12 protein-coding genes and 1 other RNA gene are annotated in these 16178 nt (G+C 39.6%); 6 read left to right on the forward strand and 7 right to left on the reverse strand.

The window, feature by feature from the left end; genetic code table 11:
* The first annotated feature begins 7 nt into the window (after window positions 1–7).
* Both O3601_RS01400 and O3601_RS01405 read left to right on the forward strand, forming a co-directional pair.
* Window positions 8–1726: a phospho-sugar mutase gene (locus O3601_RS01400; protein WP_000121686.1), complete on the forward strand. Its 1719-nt coding sequence runs from the start codon at window positions 8–10 to the stop codon at window positions 1724–1726.
* 111 nt (window positions 1727–1837) lie between these two features.
* Complete coding sequence (locus O3601_RS01405) at window positions 1838–2185, forward strand: thioredoxin (protein WP_000434637.1); 348 nt, start codon at window positions 1838–1840, stop codon at window positions 2183–2185.
* 246 nt (window positions 2186–2431) lie between these two features.
* Here O3601_RS01405 and ssrA read toward each other — a convergent pair.
* From ssrA to O3601_RS01425, 4 genes are all read right to left on the reverse strand, one after another.
* Window positions 2432–2779: a transfer-messenger RNA gene (ssrA, locus tag O3601_RS01410) on the reverse strand.
* Between the two features lie 61 nt (window positions 2780–2840).
* Window positions 2841–3476, reverse strand: a complete 636-nt coding sequence (locus O3601_RS01415; protein WP_371470565.1) for an SGNH/GDSL hydrolase family protein — start codon at window positions 3474–3476, stop codon at window positions 2841–2843.
* 1 nt (window position 3477) lies between these two features.
* Window positions 3478–4305 carry an HAD family hydrolase gene (locus O3601_RS01420; RefSeq protein WP_173213645.1) on the reverse strand — a complete coding sequence of 276 codons (828 nt, stop codon included), beginning with the start codon at window positions 4303–4305 and terminating at the stop codon, window positions 3478–3480.
* 21 nt (window positions 4306–4326) lie between these two features.
* Window positions 4327–5652, reverse strand: a complete 1326-nt coding sequence (locus O3601_RS01425) for a CapA family protein (RefSeq protein ID WP_371470567.1) — start codon at window positions 5650–5652, stop codon at window positions 4327–4329.
* Window positions 5653–5826: 174 nt separating this feature from the next.
* On the opposite strand from O3601_RS01425, the gene def reads away from it, so the two are divergent.
* Both def and rlmB read left to right on the forward strand, forming a co-directional pair.
* Window positions 5827–6438, forward strand: a complete 612-nt coding sequence (gene def, locus O3601_RS01430; protein ID WP_001272956.1) for a peptide deformylase — start codon at window positions 5827–5829, stop codon at window positions 6436–6438.
* Window positions 6439–6482: 44 nt separating this feature from the next.
* Window positions 6483–7211, forward strand: a complete 729-nt coding sequence (gene rlmB / locus O3601_RS01435) for a 23S rRNA (guanosine(2251)-2'-O)-methyltransferase RlmB (protein ID WP_261043683.1) — start codon at window positions 6483–6485, stop codon at window positions 7209–7211.
* Between the two features lie 427 nt (window positions 7212–7638).
* Here the strand turns inward: rlmB and htpX are convergent, their stop codons facing one another.
* Together htpX and O3601_RS01445 are read right to left on the reverse strand one after the other, a co-directional pair.
* Entirely contained in the window at window positions 7639–8538 is a 900-nt protein-coding gene (gene htpX, locus O3601_RS01440) for a zinc metalloprotease HtpX (RefSeq protein WP_371470568.1), read from the reverse strand.
* A 1-nt stretch (window position 8539) separates the two neighbouring features.
* Window positions 8540–9100, reverse strand: coding sequence for a LemA family protein (locus tag O3601_RS01445; RefSeq protein WP_033680397.1), 561 nt, complete (start codon window positions 9098–9100; stop codon window positions 8540–8542).
* A gap of 93 nt (window positions 9101–9193) precedes the next feature.
* Between O3601_RS01445 and rsmG the strand changes: the two genes are divergently transcribed.
* Together rsmG and O3601_RS01455 are read left to right on the forward strand one after the other, a co-directional pair.
* Window positions 9194–9907, forward strand: coding sequence for a 16S rRNA (guanine(527)-N(7))-methyltransferase RsmG (gene rsmG / locus O3601_RS01450; RefSeq protein ID WP_371470570.1), 714 nt, complete (start codon window positions 9194–9196; stop codon window positions 9905–9907).
* Window positions 9908–10111: 204 nt separating this feature from the next.
* A complete protein-coding gene (locus tag O3601_RS01455; RefSeq protein WP_060628761.1) occupies window positions 10112–11395 on the forward strand; it encodes a uracil-xanthine permease family protein in 1284 nt (427 codons plus the stop codon).
* A 344-nt stretch (window positions 11396–11739) separates the two neighbouring features.
* On the opposite strand, the gene O3601_RS01460 is transcribed toward O3601_RS01455, so the two are convergent.
* The coding region (locus O3601_RS01460; protein WP_371470572.1) for an SIALI-17 repeat-containing surface protein at window positions 11740–16178 on the reverse strand (4439 nt) is incomplete at its 5' end.

A 16178-nucleotide genomic window follows, 5' to 3' on the forward strand; every position in this document is an offset into this window, starting at 1 on the left:
AATTTTAATGTCTTACCAAGAAAATTACCAGAAATGGGTTGATTTTGCGGAGCTTCCTGACTACCTTCGTCAAGATTTGGAAAATATGGATGAAAAAACTAAGGAAGATGCCTTCTATACAAATCTTGAATTCGGTACTGCAGGTATGCGTGGCTTGATTGGTGCTGGTACAAACCGCATCAACATCTATGTTGTTCGTCAAGCTACTGAAGGATTGGCTCGTTTGATTGAGTCAAAAGGTGGAAACGAAAAAGAACGTGGTGTCGCAATCGCCTACGATAGCCGTCACTTCTCACCAGAGTTTGCCTTTGAATCTGCGGCAGTTCTTGCCAAACACGGCATCAAATCTTACGTATTTGAAAGCCTTCGTCCAACTCCAGAACTATCATTTGCAGTTCGTCACCTCAACTGTTTCGCAGGTATCATGGTCACAGCCAGCCACAACCCTGCACCATTTAACGGATACAAGGTTTACGGTGAAGACGGTGGACAAATGCCTCCACACGATGCAGACGCTTTGACTACTTATATCCGTGCAATCGAAAACCCATTTGCAGTTGAAGTTGCTGATGTGGAAGCTGAAAAAGCTTCTGGCTTGATTGAAGTTATCGGCGAAGCTGTTGACGTAGAATACCTTAAAGAGGTTAAGGACGTAAACATCAACCCAGCCTTGATTGAAGAATTCGGTAAAGACATGAAGATTGTCTACACACCACTTCATGGTACTGGTGAAATGTTGGCTCGTCGTGCTCTTGCCCAAGCAGGATTTGACTCTGTTCAAGTTGTTGAAGCGCAAGCAACTGCTGACCCAGACTTCTCAACTGTAAAATCTCCAAACCCAGAAAGCCAAGCAGCCTTTGCTCTTGCTGAAGAACTTGGTCGTCAAGTTGGTGCAGATGTTCTTGTCGCAACTGACCCTGATGCTGACCGTGTTGGTGTTGAAGTTCTTCAAAAAGATGGTAGCTACCTCAACCTATCAGGTAACCAAATCGGTGCCATCATGGCCAAATACATCTTGGAAGCTCATAAAAATGCTGGAACTCTTCCTGAAAATGCCGCTCTCTGCAAATCAATCGTTTCAACTGACTTGGTAACGAAGATTGCTGAAAGCTACGGCGCAACTATGTTCAATGTTTTGACAGGTTTCAAATTTATCGCTGAAAAAATCCAAGAATTCGAAGAAAAACACAATCACACTTACATGATGGGATTTGAAGAAAGCTTCGGTTACTTGATTAAACCATTCGTACGTGATAAAGACGCTATCCAAGCCGTTCTTGTCGTTGCTGAACTTGCTGCCTACTACCGTTCACGTGGTTTGACACTTGCTGACGGTATCGAAGAAATCTACAAAGAGTACGGCTACTACGCTGAAAAGACTATCTCTGTTACTCTTTCTGGTGTCGATGGTGCTGAACAAATCAAAGCGATTATGGCTAAATTCCGTAACAATGCTCCAAAAGAATGGAATGCAACAGCTATCACTGTCGTAGAAGACTTCAAGGCTCAAACTGCTACTGCTGCTGACGGTACAGTTACAAACTTAACAACTCCTCCAAGTGATGTCTTGAAATACACACTTGCTGACGGTTCATGGATTGCCGTTCGCCCTTCAGGTACAGAACCAAAAATCAAGTTCTACATTGCAGTTGTAGGTGAAACCAACGAAGAATCACAAGCTAAGATTGCTAATATCGAAGCAGAAATCAATGCATTTGTAAAATAAAACACTAGAAAAGATGAGACCAACCAATCTCATCTTTTTTTCGTATCAAATCTAAGCAATTTTAGAAACTTTATGGCATACTAGACTTATCAATGAAAGCGAGGTAATCTCATGGAACAATTTTTAGATAATATCAAAGACCTTGAAGTCACTACAGTAGCGCGTGCGCAAGAAGCTCTTGATAAAAAAGAAACTGCCACTTTCTTTATCGGTCGTAAAACTTGCCCTTACTGCCGTAAATTTGCAGGTACTTTAGCAGGTGTCGTAGCTGAAACCAAAGCCCACATCTACTTCATCAACAGTGAAGAACCAAGCCAACTCAATGAGTTGCAAGAATTCCGCTCACGCTATGGTATTCCAACTGTACCAGGCTTCGTTCACATTGCAGATGGACAAATCAATGTCCGTTGCGACTCTTCAATGTCAGCACAAGAAATCAAAGAATTTGCAGGATTGTAAAAAATCAGCTAACAAGTTTTAAAATCACAAAAACGCATAATGGAGCCGAAGAACGCTTTGTGAAGTATATAGACTTTTAGGATACCACAAAAATGTTGTATCCTTTTTTGTATCCCTTTTTTAAAAACAGGGTCTGCTTTAGGGTCTGTTTGTGACTCCCTTTTTTACAAAAGAATACCAAGGAATACCAAAGACAAAAACAAAAAACGTTGATTTAACAACGTTTTACCAAGGAATGCAAAGGAATAATGGAGCCGGTGGGAGTCGAACCCACGTCCAAACACCTGCCAACATATTTGTCTACAACCATAGGTTATGTATTAGTTTAACAGTCCCTCGACACATAACTCAAGCCTAGAAACTGCGAGTCTATCAATCTCTTATCAAGCCGCTAGACAAGACTCAATCGTATCTCGCTAATAATAAGACCTGTCATTGAACACGAGCAATCCAAATCGGGTCACGCCTGCTGGTTTTTAGGCAGCTAGAGCGTAAGAAGTGTTATTTTTTGCAGTTATATTTAACTGAGCGTTTACGTCGCCACACGAGTCGCAAAATATGCCTCATAATGCCTGTCGAATCCGTAACGACCCCAAAAGACAATAAAATCATTATACCTTATCTAACTCAAAAATGCAAAAAGAAAATCAATTAACTAAAAAAGATAGTCTTTCAAAGCTTTAGTCAAAACCTGATAACCAGCAACACTGAGGTGCAGCCCATCAGTTGTAAATTCTTTTTTGAGTTGGCCTGCCTGGTCTGTCAAACTATCAAAAACTGGCACAAATTCTACCTGCATGTAGGCAGAAGCAAGCTCTTGATAGGCGTGATTCCAGTTCTGAATTTTTTCATTCGAGCGGATATAGACTGTCTGCTTGTACTCCTCTCCTTCATTAACTGGCAAAATGGAAAGCAATTTAATCTCTGTCAATGGATAATCGCGAGCAATGGATTGAATGAACACTTCGAGATTATTGAGAGCCTCATTCAAAGGCATATCTTTTCCAATATCGTTCGTCCCAATCAGAAGGACAATTTTATCTACTGCTCCACCGTACAGATGCGCATCGAGGTTCTCAAGTAACAGCTCTGTCTGATAACCTCGAATACCTCGATTGACAATCGTCTTTGCAGTCCCAAATAGTTCCTGCAGAGGATAATACTCGACAATGGAATCCCCAATAAAAAGAATGTCTGGCTCTACAACAGAAACCTGATTTAGGTGACGATACTTGGTTTGGATTTTTTCTTGTTCCTTTAGTAACCAATTTTCTAATAACTGTACTGCCACTTCATTCTCCTTTTTCTAACCAGTTTTCCAAGACTTGATAAACTCCTCCTTGGCTGTTGGCTGGCGCTAGAGCAGTCGCCACAGCTTTGGCTTTGTCATCAGCATTTTCCATCGCATAGGCAATTCCAGCCATTTCAAGCATTTCAACATCATTTTCACTATCACCAAAAGCCATGATTTGTTGGGCTTTCAAGTCCCAACGCTTGAGTAATTCTTCCAAGCCCCATGCTTTATGAATTCCAGCTTGGAGGATATCAATGCAACCATAGCCACTCGATACAGCCCGAACACGGCCATCAAAGAGGTCATTGATTTCTTCCAAGACCGAACTCAAACGTTCCTCACCAACAACCATACTCATCTTGAGCACACCACCAAAGAGGTCAGAGGTTAATTCGTCCACAAACTGCATCCGTTGATAGAATTTTTCAATCATTTCTGGAGTCATAAAACTTTCAAGGTCTGTAAAAATGGTACCTTCCTTGACGAAACCACCCTTCATCCCCGTTACAACAAACTGGTTCTGACACTCTCGACCCTTGAAATGAGCCAAAGCCTTATCAACAATGGCATCATCCCAAGTCTGAGCCTGAATCAGTTCATTGTTTTCAAAAATACGAGCACCGTTGGCAACCACCAGAACCACTCGATACACCAAGTGCTCCAGTAGTTGCCTCATGCGGTGAATTTCATTGCCCGTCGCGATGACAAAACGAATACCCTTTTGATCCAACTGATCTAAAATCTTTTCCAATCGTGGGAGATCCAGCTGGCCTCTAGCATCCAGCAAGGTCCCATCCATATCTGTCGCAATTACTTTAATCATCATTTACTTTCCTCTGGATTCAAGCTAATCCCACTTCAATCCCACATGTTCGTTCATTTCTTTGTAGGCTGTATCAATTCGTTCCTTAGTCGCTTCGTCTAACTGGTCACGATGACTACCACCCTCGATAAAATCTTCTAAGATATAGGTTTGATAATGATATAGGGGATATCCTTCTGGTGAAAAAGTTCCCTTTGGTGTTCGATTGACCCAAGTAGGATGAGCTTTAGCTGTTCCGATAGTTGTTTTTCCATCCTTCTTCTTAATGGTCACATCCATGAGAACGCCACGTTCAGTCCACTTAGCATTTTCTTCATCTCCCATAGATTCAATCCGTTGATTGGAAATGAAGTTCCCCATTGAATAGATAATGAGTTTCTTTTCTCCATCTTTTTCAACCGTTTCAGATGGTTCAACAACGTGAGGATGCCCTCCAAAGATAATATCAGCTCCCCAATCAATCATCTTGTGATAAAGAGCCTTTTGTTCTTCAGTTGGTTCCAAGCGATACTCAACACCCATCTGAGGCATGATAATGGTGATATCTGCTTCCTTCTCTGCCCGTTCAATTTCAGCCTTCATCTTATCTTCGTTTAAATCTGAAAGATAACGATTATAGTCTTCCTGAGAAATATACTGCTCAATGCCATTGAAACCATAGGAATAGGCTAACAGTGCAACCTTGATACCATTCACTTCCTTAATGACCAGCGGAGCCTGATCACGTGGCTCGTGCGTATAAACTCCGATTGGAGTGATTCCAGCTTTCTCAATAATATCGGCCGTTGAAATAACTCCCTCAATTTGCGAATCCAAAATATGATTATGAGCTAAATCCAGCACATGATAACCTGCATCCTTAATGGCATCCATAACTTCAGCAGGAGCATTAAAGAGAGGATAACCTGCTAAATAATGATCCTTATTGATGGTTCCTTCAAAATCACCAATAGCTAAGTCTGCTTGCTTAAGCCAAGGTGTCACGTATTCAAAATTCTCATGAAAATCATACGTTCCATCATCCTTTTTTGCTGAAAAGTAAAGAATATCATGATAAAGCAAATCACCATGAGCCATAATTCTAGCAGTTTTTTCCTCTTCCTGATTTTTAGCATTTTGATTGGTCTTATTTGCTTCTTGAGAAATGACATCCTTTTTTTGACTGGTCAAGGGGATTCCTTGAAAGCTTTCAAACAATAAGACCAATCCCATTGATAAAGCAACTGCTAGCAAGAGTACCGCCACAAATCCCTTGTTGCTCCACTTACGATAACGTCTAAAAAAGTTGACTAAACCTTTCACAAAACGAAAAACTGGTCCACGTTTATGTCTATCTTGTCTTCTTTGCATCTTCATCCTCCCTACTTTCTAATGCAAGCCTTTTCTTTTTATTATAACACAGATAAGTATTTCTTTCACAATTGAATTGAACTTGCTAGTAAATTTCTAAAAAAGCTCAATGCCGTAATACTTTCAATCCTTATCATTTTGTGATATCATGTAGAGGTAATGAAAGGAGAGAAAATGTCTGCAATAGAACGTATTACAAAAGCTGCTCACTTAATCGATATGAACGATATTATCCGCGAGGGGAATCCTACTCTACGCGCGGTTGCTGAGGAAGTCACTTTCCCCCTATCTGACCAGGAAATTATCCTTGGCGAAAAAATGATGCAATTCCTTAAACATTCCCAAGATCCTGTCATGGCTGAAAAAATGGGCCTCCGCGGTGGTGTTGGACTGGCTGCTCCTCAATTAGATATCTCAAAACGTATTATCGCTGTTTTGGTACCTAATATTGTCGAAGAAGGCGAAACTCCACAGGAAGCCTACGACTTACAAGCCATTATGTACAATCCAAAAATCGTCTCTCACTCCGTTCAAGACGCTGCTCTTGGCGAAGGAGAAGGTTGCCTGTCTGTTGACCGCAACGTGCCTGGCTATGTAGTTCGCCATGCCCGGGTTACTGTTGACTACTTTGACAAGGATGGCGAGAAACACCGTATCAAACTCAAAGGCTACAACTCCATCGTTGTTCAACATGAAATTGACCACATCAACGGTATCATGTTTTACGATCGTATCAATGAAAAAGACCCATTTGCAGTTAAAGATGGTTTACTGATTCTAGAATAAAGAAAATCCCGTTGCAAGACGGGGTTTTGTGTTATAATAGAGGCATGAAAACAAATGATATTGTCTATGGCGTTCACGCCGTTACCGAAGCCCTACTTGCAAATACTGGAAACAAACTCTACCTCCAAGAAGATCTCCGAGGTAAGAATGTTGAGAAAGTCAAGGAACTGGCTACAGAAAAGAAGGTGTCCATTTCTTGGACTTCAAAAAAATCCCTCTCTGAGATGACTGAAGGTGCTGTTCACCAAGGTTTTGTTCTACGAGTGTCCGAATTTGCCTATAGCGAATTAGAACACATCCTAGCAAAAACACGCCAAGAAGAAAATCCACTTCTATTGATTCTGGATGGCTTAACTGATCCTCATAACCTAGGCTCCATACTGAGAACAGCCGATGCGACCAATGTTTCAGGTGTCATCATTCCCAAGCACCGTGCTGTCGGTGTTACTCCTGTCGTTGCCAAAACGGCCACAGGTGCTATTGAACACGTTCCGATTGCCCGAGTAACCAACCTCAGTCAAACTCTAGACAAACTCAAGGATGAAGGCTTCTGGACCTTTGGAACAGATATGAACGGTACTCCGTGCCACAAGTGGAATACAAAAGGGAAAATCGCCCTCATCATCGGAAATGAAGGAAAAGGTATCTCTAGTAACATCAAAAAACAGGTTGATGAAATGGTTACCATTCCTATGAATGGACATGTTCAAAGCCTCAATGCCAGTGTTGCTGCAGCCATTCTCATGTACGAAGTTTTCCGAAATCGCCTATAAAAGAGGCTAGACAAAACTAGCTTCTAAATAAAACCGCATAGTGTTTTCAGCTTTGCTCACAATCAAGCTGAAAACACTGTGTGGTTTTTGAATAGGTGATTTGCAAATTGAATTCTTGAACAATTTTGTAAAATCCATGCTCATGAAAATGAATCCTAGCTCAACTATGACGGCCTACTTGTCTCTAACACACAACTCTTAGCATGCTCAAAATATTCTCTAATCTACTAAAAATGAGATCAGTCGCCATCTTCTATTTGGCATAGAGTCTAGATCCTTCTTCGCTACATCATGTGTTTTTAACGAACTTTCTTACAGCAAGTCTAAGTTAGACCATAACAAATTGTTTTCTGAGTTCAATTATATAAGAAAATGAGCATCTCCAACTACGAGAATGCTCATTTTTTAGGATTGTATAGGTAAATTTTTACATATGTTTTAAACGTTCAATCCGTTCTGAGATAGGTGGGTGGGTATAAAAGAGTTTTTGGAACCCTCCGCCTTTCTTGGGATCATTGATATAAAGTGCACTGCTGGCATCATCGACAGGACGACTCATCGGTTTACTGTTGTCTAACTTGCGTAGAGCTTTAATCATCCCTTGAGGATTACGAGTCAACTCGACACTGGAAGCATCAGCTAGGAATTCCCTCTGACGAGAAATAGCTAGTTGTACCAAGGTGGCAGCAAGAGGTGCCAGCACAATAGCTAGTAGAGAAACTACGAGCATAATGATTTCTAAGCCATTTCCATCTCGGTCATCATCACTTCGTCTGCGACCTGCTCCACCCCACCACATCATACGACCAGCCATACTAGAAAGCACGGTAATAGCACTGGCAAGAGCAACGGCAATAGTCGAAATACGGATATCGTAATTACGAATATGACTGACTTCATGTCCCATAACAGCTTCTAGTTCTTCACGATTCATGATAGCAAGGAGACCTGACGTCGCAGCAACCGCTGCGTTTTGAGGGTTAGAACCTGTCGCAAAGGCATTTAAGGCTGGATCATCAATGATGAAAACACGAGGCATAGGAATCTGAGCCACCATAGCCATATCTTCCACTACATGGTAGAGGTCTGGTGCCGTTTGCTCATCCACCTCACGCGCTCCATTCATGGACATGACAACCTCTGTCGATTGAAAAATCATGGACAAGGCATAGATAAAGCCGATAATCAGTGCGATAACCAAACCACCAAGCCCAGACCGCATAAAGAGATAACCAACCGCATAGCCAACCAGAGCTAAGAGTAGGAAAAATACCAGCAACAAAATCCACGTTTTTCGTTTATTGCTTGCAATTTGATCAAACAACATCTTAGTCACCTAAACCGCTAAAATCAACTTTAGGAACTACCTTTTCCTCTTCTGGTGTTTGAAGGAAATCTGCTGCTTTAAATCCAAACATTCCAGCGATAATATTGCTTGGGAAAGTTTCTAATTTTACATTGTAGTTGCTGACAACACTGTTATAGAGTTGACGAGAGTATGAAATTTTATTTTCTGTGTTTGTCAACTCCTCTTGCAATTTAACAAAGTTGGCACTAGCTTTCAAATCTGGATAGCTTTCTGCAACTGCAAAAATACCTGAAACCTGACGAGTAAGGGCATCACTAGCTTTCATAGCTTCTGCTGGTGAAGTCGCTGCCGCCACTTGGTTACGTAGCTCTGCCACCTTTTCAAGGGTAGAACCTTCGTATTTAGCATAACCTTTTACAGTCTCAATCAAGTTTGGCAAGAGGTCATTTCGACGTTTCAACTGAACATCAATCTGGCTCCAAGCCTCCTTTGTTTGCATACGATTCTTAACCAAACCGTTATAGCTAACAATCACAAAAATAACAATAAGAGCGATAACTCCAAGAATAATCCAAGTCATTATATAAGTCCTTTCTACTTTTAGATTAGTACCAGTATATCAAATTTTTTATGATTGTGGTAAAATAAGATGATACTAAAGAAGGAAACAACTATGAAACCAGAAACATTTTACAACTTGCTTGCCGAGCAGAATCTTCCACTTTCGGACCAGCAAAAAAAACAATTTGAACGTTATTTTGAACTCTTGGTCGAATGGAATGAAAAGATTAATTTAACAGCCATTACGGACAAGGATGAAGTTTATCTCAAACATTTTTACGATTCGATTGCACCCATTCTGCAAGGTTTGATTCCCAATGAAAATATCAAACTTCTTGATATCGGGGCTGGGGCAGGATTTCCTAGTCTACCAATGAAAATCCTCTATCCTCAGTTAGATGTGACCATCATTGATTCACTCAATAAGCGCATCAACTTCCTCCAACTCTTGGCTCAGGAACTGGATTTGGACGGTGTTCATTTTTACCACGGTCGTGCAGAAGATTTTGCCCAAGACAAGAACTTCCGTGCTCAATATGATTTTGTAACAGCTCGTGCGGTTGCCCGTATGCAGGTCTTGTCTGAATTGACTATCCCTTACCTTAAAGTTGGCGGAAAACTATTGGCACTCAAGGCCAGCAATGCGCCTGAGGAATTATTAGAAGCTAAGAATGCCCTCAACCTCCTTTTTAGTAAGGTCGAAGACAATCTCAGCTACGCCCTACCAAATGGAGATCCGCGTTATATCACAGTGGTAGAAAAGAAAAAGGAAACGCCTAACAAATACCCAAGAAAGGCTGGCATGCCCAATAAACGCCCGCTTTAAATTTTTAAGTAAAAAAATATTTACAAAGTTTGTAATTTTTGCTATACTATCACAAGCAAAGGTTTTTAATGTCATCCCGTGAGGTGACGAAGACGCAGAAATATTTGAAACTCTTTAAAGTCTAGATTTTAAAGAAGTCTTACTCTGAGGGCCTATTGCTGTAAAATAATGGGCTCTTTTTTGATGCCCAAAAGTGAGGTTTATATGAAACAAGAATCAACTGTTGATTTGTTACTAGACGTTGACCAACGTCCTTCGGCTGGCAAAGGAATTCTCCTTAGTTTCCAACACGTTTTCGCTATGTTTGGTGCGACCATCTTGGTACCATTGATTTTGGGAATGCCTGTATCTGTTGCCCTTTTTGCTTCAGGTGTTGGGACACTCATCTACATGATTTCAACTGGTTTTAAAGTTCCAGTTTATCTAGGTTCTTCATTTGCCTTTATCACAGCAATGTCACTTGCTATGAAAGAAATGGGTGGTGATGTATCTGCTGCCCAAACAGGGGTTATCTTGACTGGTTTGGTCTATGTCCTTGTTGCTGCTGGTGTTCGTTTTGCAGGTACAAAATGGATTGATAAACTCTTGCCACCAATCATCATCGGACCTATGATCATCGTTATCGGTCTTGGTCTTGCAGGTTCAGCTGTTACCAACGCTGGTCTTGTAGCTGATGGAAACTGGAAAAATGCTCTTGTAGCAGTTGTTACTTTCTTGATTGCTGCCTTTATCAATACAAAAGGAAAAGGATTCCTACGAATCATTCCATTCCTCTTTGCCATTATCGGTGGTTACCTCTTCGCACTAACTCTTGGCTTGGTTGACTTTACACCAGTTCTGAAAGCTAACTGGTTTGAAATTCCTGGTTTCTACTTGCCATTTAGCACTGGTGGTGCCTTTAAAGAATACAATCTTTACTTTGGTCCAGAAACCATCGCCATCTTGCCAATCGCTATCGTAACAATTTCTGAACATATCGGAGACCATACTGTTTTGGGTCAAATCTGTGGCCGTCAATTCTTGAAAGAACCAGGTCTTCACCGTACTCTTCTTGGTGACGGTATCGCAACTTCAGTTTCTGCCTTCCTTGGTGGACCAGCTAATACAACTTACGGAGAAAATACAGGGGTTATCGGTATGACTCGTATCGCTTCTGTCTCAGTTATCCGTAATGCTGCCTTCATCGCGATCGCCCTTAGCTTCCTTGGTAAATTCACTGCCTTGATTTCAACCATTCCAAATGCTGTACTTGGTGGTATGTCAATCCTTCTCTATGGGGTTATCGCCAGCAACGGTTTGAAAGTCTTGATTAAAGAACGTGTTGATTTCGCTCAAATGCGTAACCTAATCATCGCAAGTGCTATGTTGGTCCTTGGACTTGGGGGAGCTATCCTTAAACTTGGTCCAGTTACACTTTCAGGTACTGCCCTATCAGCCATGACAGGAATCATCTTGAACTTGATCTTACCATACGAAAATAAAGATTAAGAGTCTAAATACACCTAATCCACTCAGACAACTGAGTGGATTTTTCGTGTAGCATAATATAGTCAATGGAAACAGGAATAAGACAAAAGAGCCTCAAAAAAAGAGTCTGGGACAAAAAGATTTTGATTTTAGGAATTTTTTATTATAAATTTAAAAAATCGATAGATTATACAAAAAAAAGCGAACAAGACAGAATTCTGAGTGTCAGATAACTCGTTTTGTTCGCTTTTTATATTTAAGGTTAGACTTTTGTCCCAGACTCCTTTTTGAGGTGCTTTTTGAAAGCCATCAAATGATGATTTTTCAGAGAGAGCAAAAAACTGTCCTCTTTATATTTTAAACGTTTAAATGTCTTCTTTAAACAGTTTATTAAAGAAACCGTCTGTGTTTTTAAGAAGGGCTTTGAATACTTTAGATTTCAAGTCCACTGTATTTTTGAAATGATCTTTAATTTTCGGATCTGACATACCATCAAGATCTTTTTGAACAGCTCTAGCAAATAAAGGCCTTAACTCATCATAGTTACTGATATGGACGCCATCAATATCGATACCTTCAAAGCCTTTCTTAGCTTTAGCAAGAACCTCCTCGTACCAATGTCTCTTCCATTCCTCAAGAGTATTAAAGTTTCCTTTCGATACTTTATTAATTATTAGCTTATCGCTTAGTAAACCGTGATTGTTTTTATCTGCTTCTGATTTGTATTTATTTGATACATAACTGATAAAGCCATTTTCATAACCATAATATCCCCACATACGGAAAGCATTGTGCTTAAACGATAATGAACCAGGTGCACCATCACTCGTATTCCCACCGTAAATTCCTGCCATCATATTGACATTTACGTAAGCTGAATTTGGTGTAAAATCCTCTGGTCTATAACGTCCGTTACCTGGATTTCCGTGAATGGTCATAAAGTTATTATTTACCAAGTCATCGATGGTTTCCAGTTTAGTTGTTTTCTCAGCGTCTGTCAAGTCACGCACTTTGTCCCATTGGTGAGGACCACTTAGTTTATTTCTATCCATTGGTCGACGTATTTCACGGTCAATTTTCTTGAACCATTTACTATTGTCACCTTTAACCTTAGGAAGAACAGCCTCAGCTTCAGCATAATCAAGCATCATCATAGCTTCATTGTAGTTCTTCATGTAGTGGTCGATTTGGTCACGTGTTTGAAGTTTGTCAGGGTCTGGATTATACCACTGGTTTCCATCATTTGGACGATGATAGGCCATGTTAAGACCTAACGCACCATACTCACCATTTGTTGTTGACTTATCAGGAGTTTGTAACATTCCTTGAGCAAAAGCTTCTAAATCCGTACCTTGACGATGCCAATATCCACCATAGTAAACCATACGATCATTAACGTGAGTAGTTTCATGTGTAAATGCGGATGTTCCAAAATCACTAATTAAATCTGTCATAACGAAATAAACTGCATCCATCGGTTGCGGTGCTGCAAAAATATATGCATATGCTCCGTATCCATATTGGTAAGGATGATACTTCCCAATACGACCAAAGAATTCCCTGACTGGAGTATAGTCTGGTTTTCCATTTCTATGTCCGAATCTATCAGGCCAACCATCTGGAGCGTTATGATTATCCCATACAGGAGTTGGAACTCCATTTTGACTCTTAAGAAGTTTATCGCGGACATTATCAGTAGCAAGACGTGACCAAAAATCTAAGTAATTAACTTGCTCTTTAGCACGTTTATTGATTTCACTCTTGAACGCTTCACGTTTTTCTGCTGTATCTTTACCATACTTTTCAAACGAACTAAATGAAATAGTGTTGTATGTTGAAATCATAAATAAATGTGCATTTTTCAAGTTAAGAAGAGGTAAAATCATGCGCCCATGCTGCCCATTATTAATTCCTTCGTATAGACGATATTTTTTGTTGGCAAATGCAGGGTTCGTTGATGGTTGTTCAACTACATACGCGTTCTTTTCAATAGCTTTCTTAAACCAGTCATTTATATCTGTATGGTTAGTGAATAGCTTCATATTGTAATGTAAGAATCCATTTAATTCATTTATTCCAATTGTTCCACCTATAGTTTCACGATAAGCTTCTAAAGTTCTATCACCTTTAATGTTATTTTCTTTCGAACCAACTTTAATCAAGAAGTCTAACACATTAACATTCTTACCGTAAAAATCAGGTTTAAACATCATAATATCTTTAATTGATAACTCACCATATTTAAAACCATAGTATTGATTTAAGTAAGCTAGTCCCATCATGATTTTAGCTTTGTTGTCTTCAACTTTCTTCAGTGAAGCACGTTCAGCTAATTCGTTATCGTTTAGTTGATGATCTTCATTTTCAAGTATGTGTTTTACCAATGTGCCAAGATTTGCTTTAACTTCAGCAAAACTTTCTTCAAGGAATAGATCTTTAATATAACCATTCTTACGTTCATCCGAATTAGCATTAGGATCTCTAGATGTATCTCGTTTATCCATCAAAGCACGGACTTCCTGTGAAATCAATTTTACACTTGATAATTGAGCTTTAACATCAGCAATCAATTTATCACGATTTTTAACAACCATATTTGGTGTGTAAACAACATCATCTAAACCATCAATACTATACTCACGAACTTGTTTCACCTTAGAATCAGCAACTGATGTCACGTTCATTTCTTCTTTGGTGCCATCCGCATAGTGAATCATAATTTTATCAATATCTGACAAATCAGTTACGAATCGACCGTTCTTTATACCTGTAACAGATAATACTTCTTTTGTCAACAAGTTTGAACCTTCTAAAAGTTTGTTACCTTGGTTAACAATCCATTCCTTGTTGTAGAATGGTTGAAGTTTTTCGATGTTACGGTATGCCTGCTCACGCGTTGAGTCATAATCTTGAGTTTTATTATACTCATTATCACGTGTTGTGAGAGCGTTGAGTTTATTTACAATTGGCTCTGTAATTGCATATTTATCTGCTGTGATAGACAATTCTTTAATTTTCTTATCAGCTTCCTCTTGTGTTATAGGCTTAATACGCCCCAATTCTTTAGAATGTTTGTATGATGAAGTACCTTTACTTACATCTTTTACAACATAGTTTCTATTGACATTGTTACCAGTCCAATAAGGATCGTCACTGATATCATGTGAACCATAAAATATCTCACCATTTTCAACTTTCATCATTGAAACAGAATCTTCAATCGAACCATGCATATTAAGACTTCCAACAGCACCACCAACTTCAATTGGTTCCTCCACATCTATTGTACCTTTAACAACAGATTTTTTAATAGCTCCCTCTCTACCTACAGTATGGTTATTACCACTATTTTGCGACCAGTAGGCTATACCAGCAGCTTTTGCTTTCTTACCTCGAATATTGGCATCTACATAAGCCTGTTCTACCAGCCCCTTCCAGTTTTCACCAACAATACCAGTCAAGAACGAACTACCTGTACCAATAGAGGTCACATTCCCAATAAAAGCTACATTTCTCAATGTACCGCCACTATCTATTTTATCTATAAATCCAGATACCCAGTTTTTACCTAATACGTTACCAGCCACTTTGACATCTTCAACTTTAGCGCCACCTTTAATAGTGTCGGCAATCGGTGCAATGCGATCTGCCCAAGGCATATTGATATTTACATTCCCAAGATTTACTTTGGTTACTGTACCACCGATAACATTGCCAAATAACGGACGTGACAAGTTATGAATGGTATAATGATTATCACCATCACTCAAGAGCTTACCTTTGAAATCTTTTGTAACATATGATTTACCAAATGCTGATACATTTGTAGCATTAAGGTCAGCACCCAATTTAAACTCACCATCAGGTTTTTTCTGCATATCTTCAATGAGTTCTTTGAAGTTGTAATATACATTTCCAACCTTTGGTCGTGGTTTTTCCATGTAATAAACGTACTCATTACGTATCTTGCTTGGGTCAGTATGCTGAATAAGGTCAACAGCTCTTGCGGTTACTTTGTAGAGAACTTGGCCAGCCTGATTAATCTCTTCGATTGTATCAACTGCTAAACGTGTTACTTTATTATCACGACTAGTGATTTTTAAGTACATTTTCTTCACATCTTCATCAGAAGGTTTTTCGCTCATGAAATCACTAGGTGTTTCAGTACCATCATCATTCACCTTCACTAAATTAGTAGATGCGATATTTTTAATTTCAACTTTTTTCAACTCTAAACGTAAAGGTTTTTCATCTAACTTAGATGTTTCATCACCTTCACCACGGTTGTAAGTCATTGTTGTTGCAATTTTATAATCTTTGAATAAATCCAAACCTTGAATAGCGTCTGTCAATTTTTCTTTAGATAAATCAACTCGCTTAACAACAGTGTCCCCATCTTTAATCTCAGCTATAATGCTCTTGATTTCAGCATTACCTGTATTTTCAAGAGTGTAATCCAATTTAGCTGAACGATCCATCGCATCTTCTGTAACCTTATCTAAAGTCAAAGTTGGAGCAACTTTTGACGTATATTCCGGCAACGCTGGTTGAACTTCTGGTTCTACAAGGTTTGTACCTATTGGTTGCGTATAGTCAAGCTTCTCTGCTTTAGGAGCCTCGTCTGGAACAGTACCTACAGGTTCAGTGTATGCTGGTTTTTCATGAACTGCTGGTTCAACTAAATTACCGCCAATTGGACCTGTATATTCGGGTTTCTCATGAACTGCTGGCTCTACAAGGTTTGTACCTATTGGTTGCGTATAGTCAGGTTTTTCTACTTTAGGAGCCTCGTCTGGAACAGTAC

It is taken from the genome of Streptococcus sp. 20925_1_69 (assembly GCF_041432365.1).
Lineage (GTDB): Bacteria > Bacillota > Bacilli > Lactobacillales > Streptococcaceae > Streptococcus.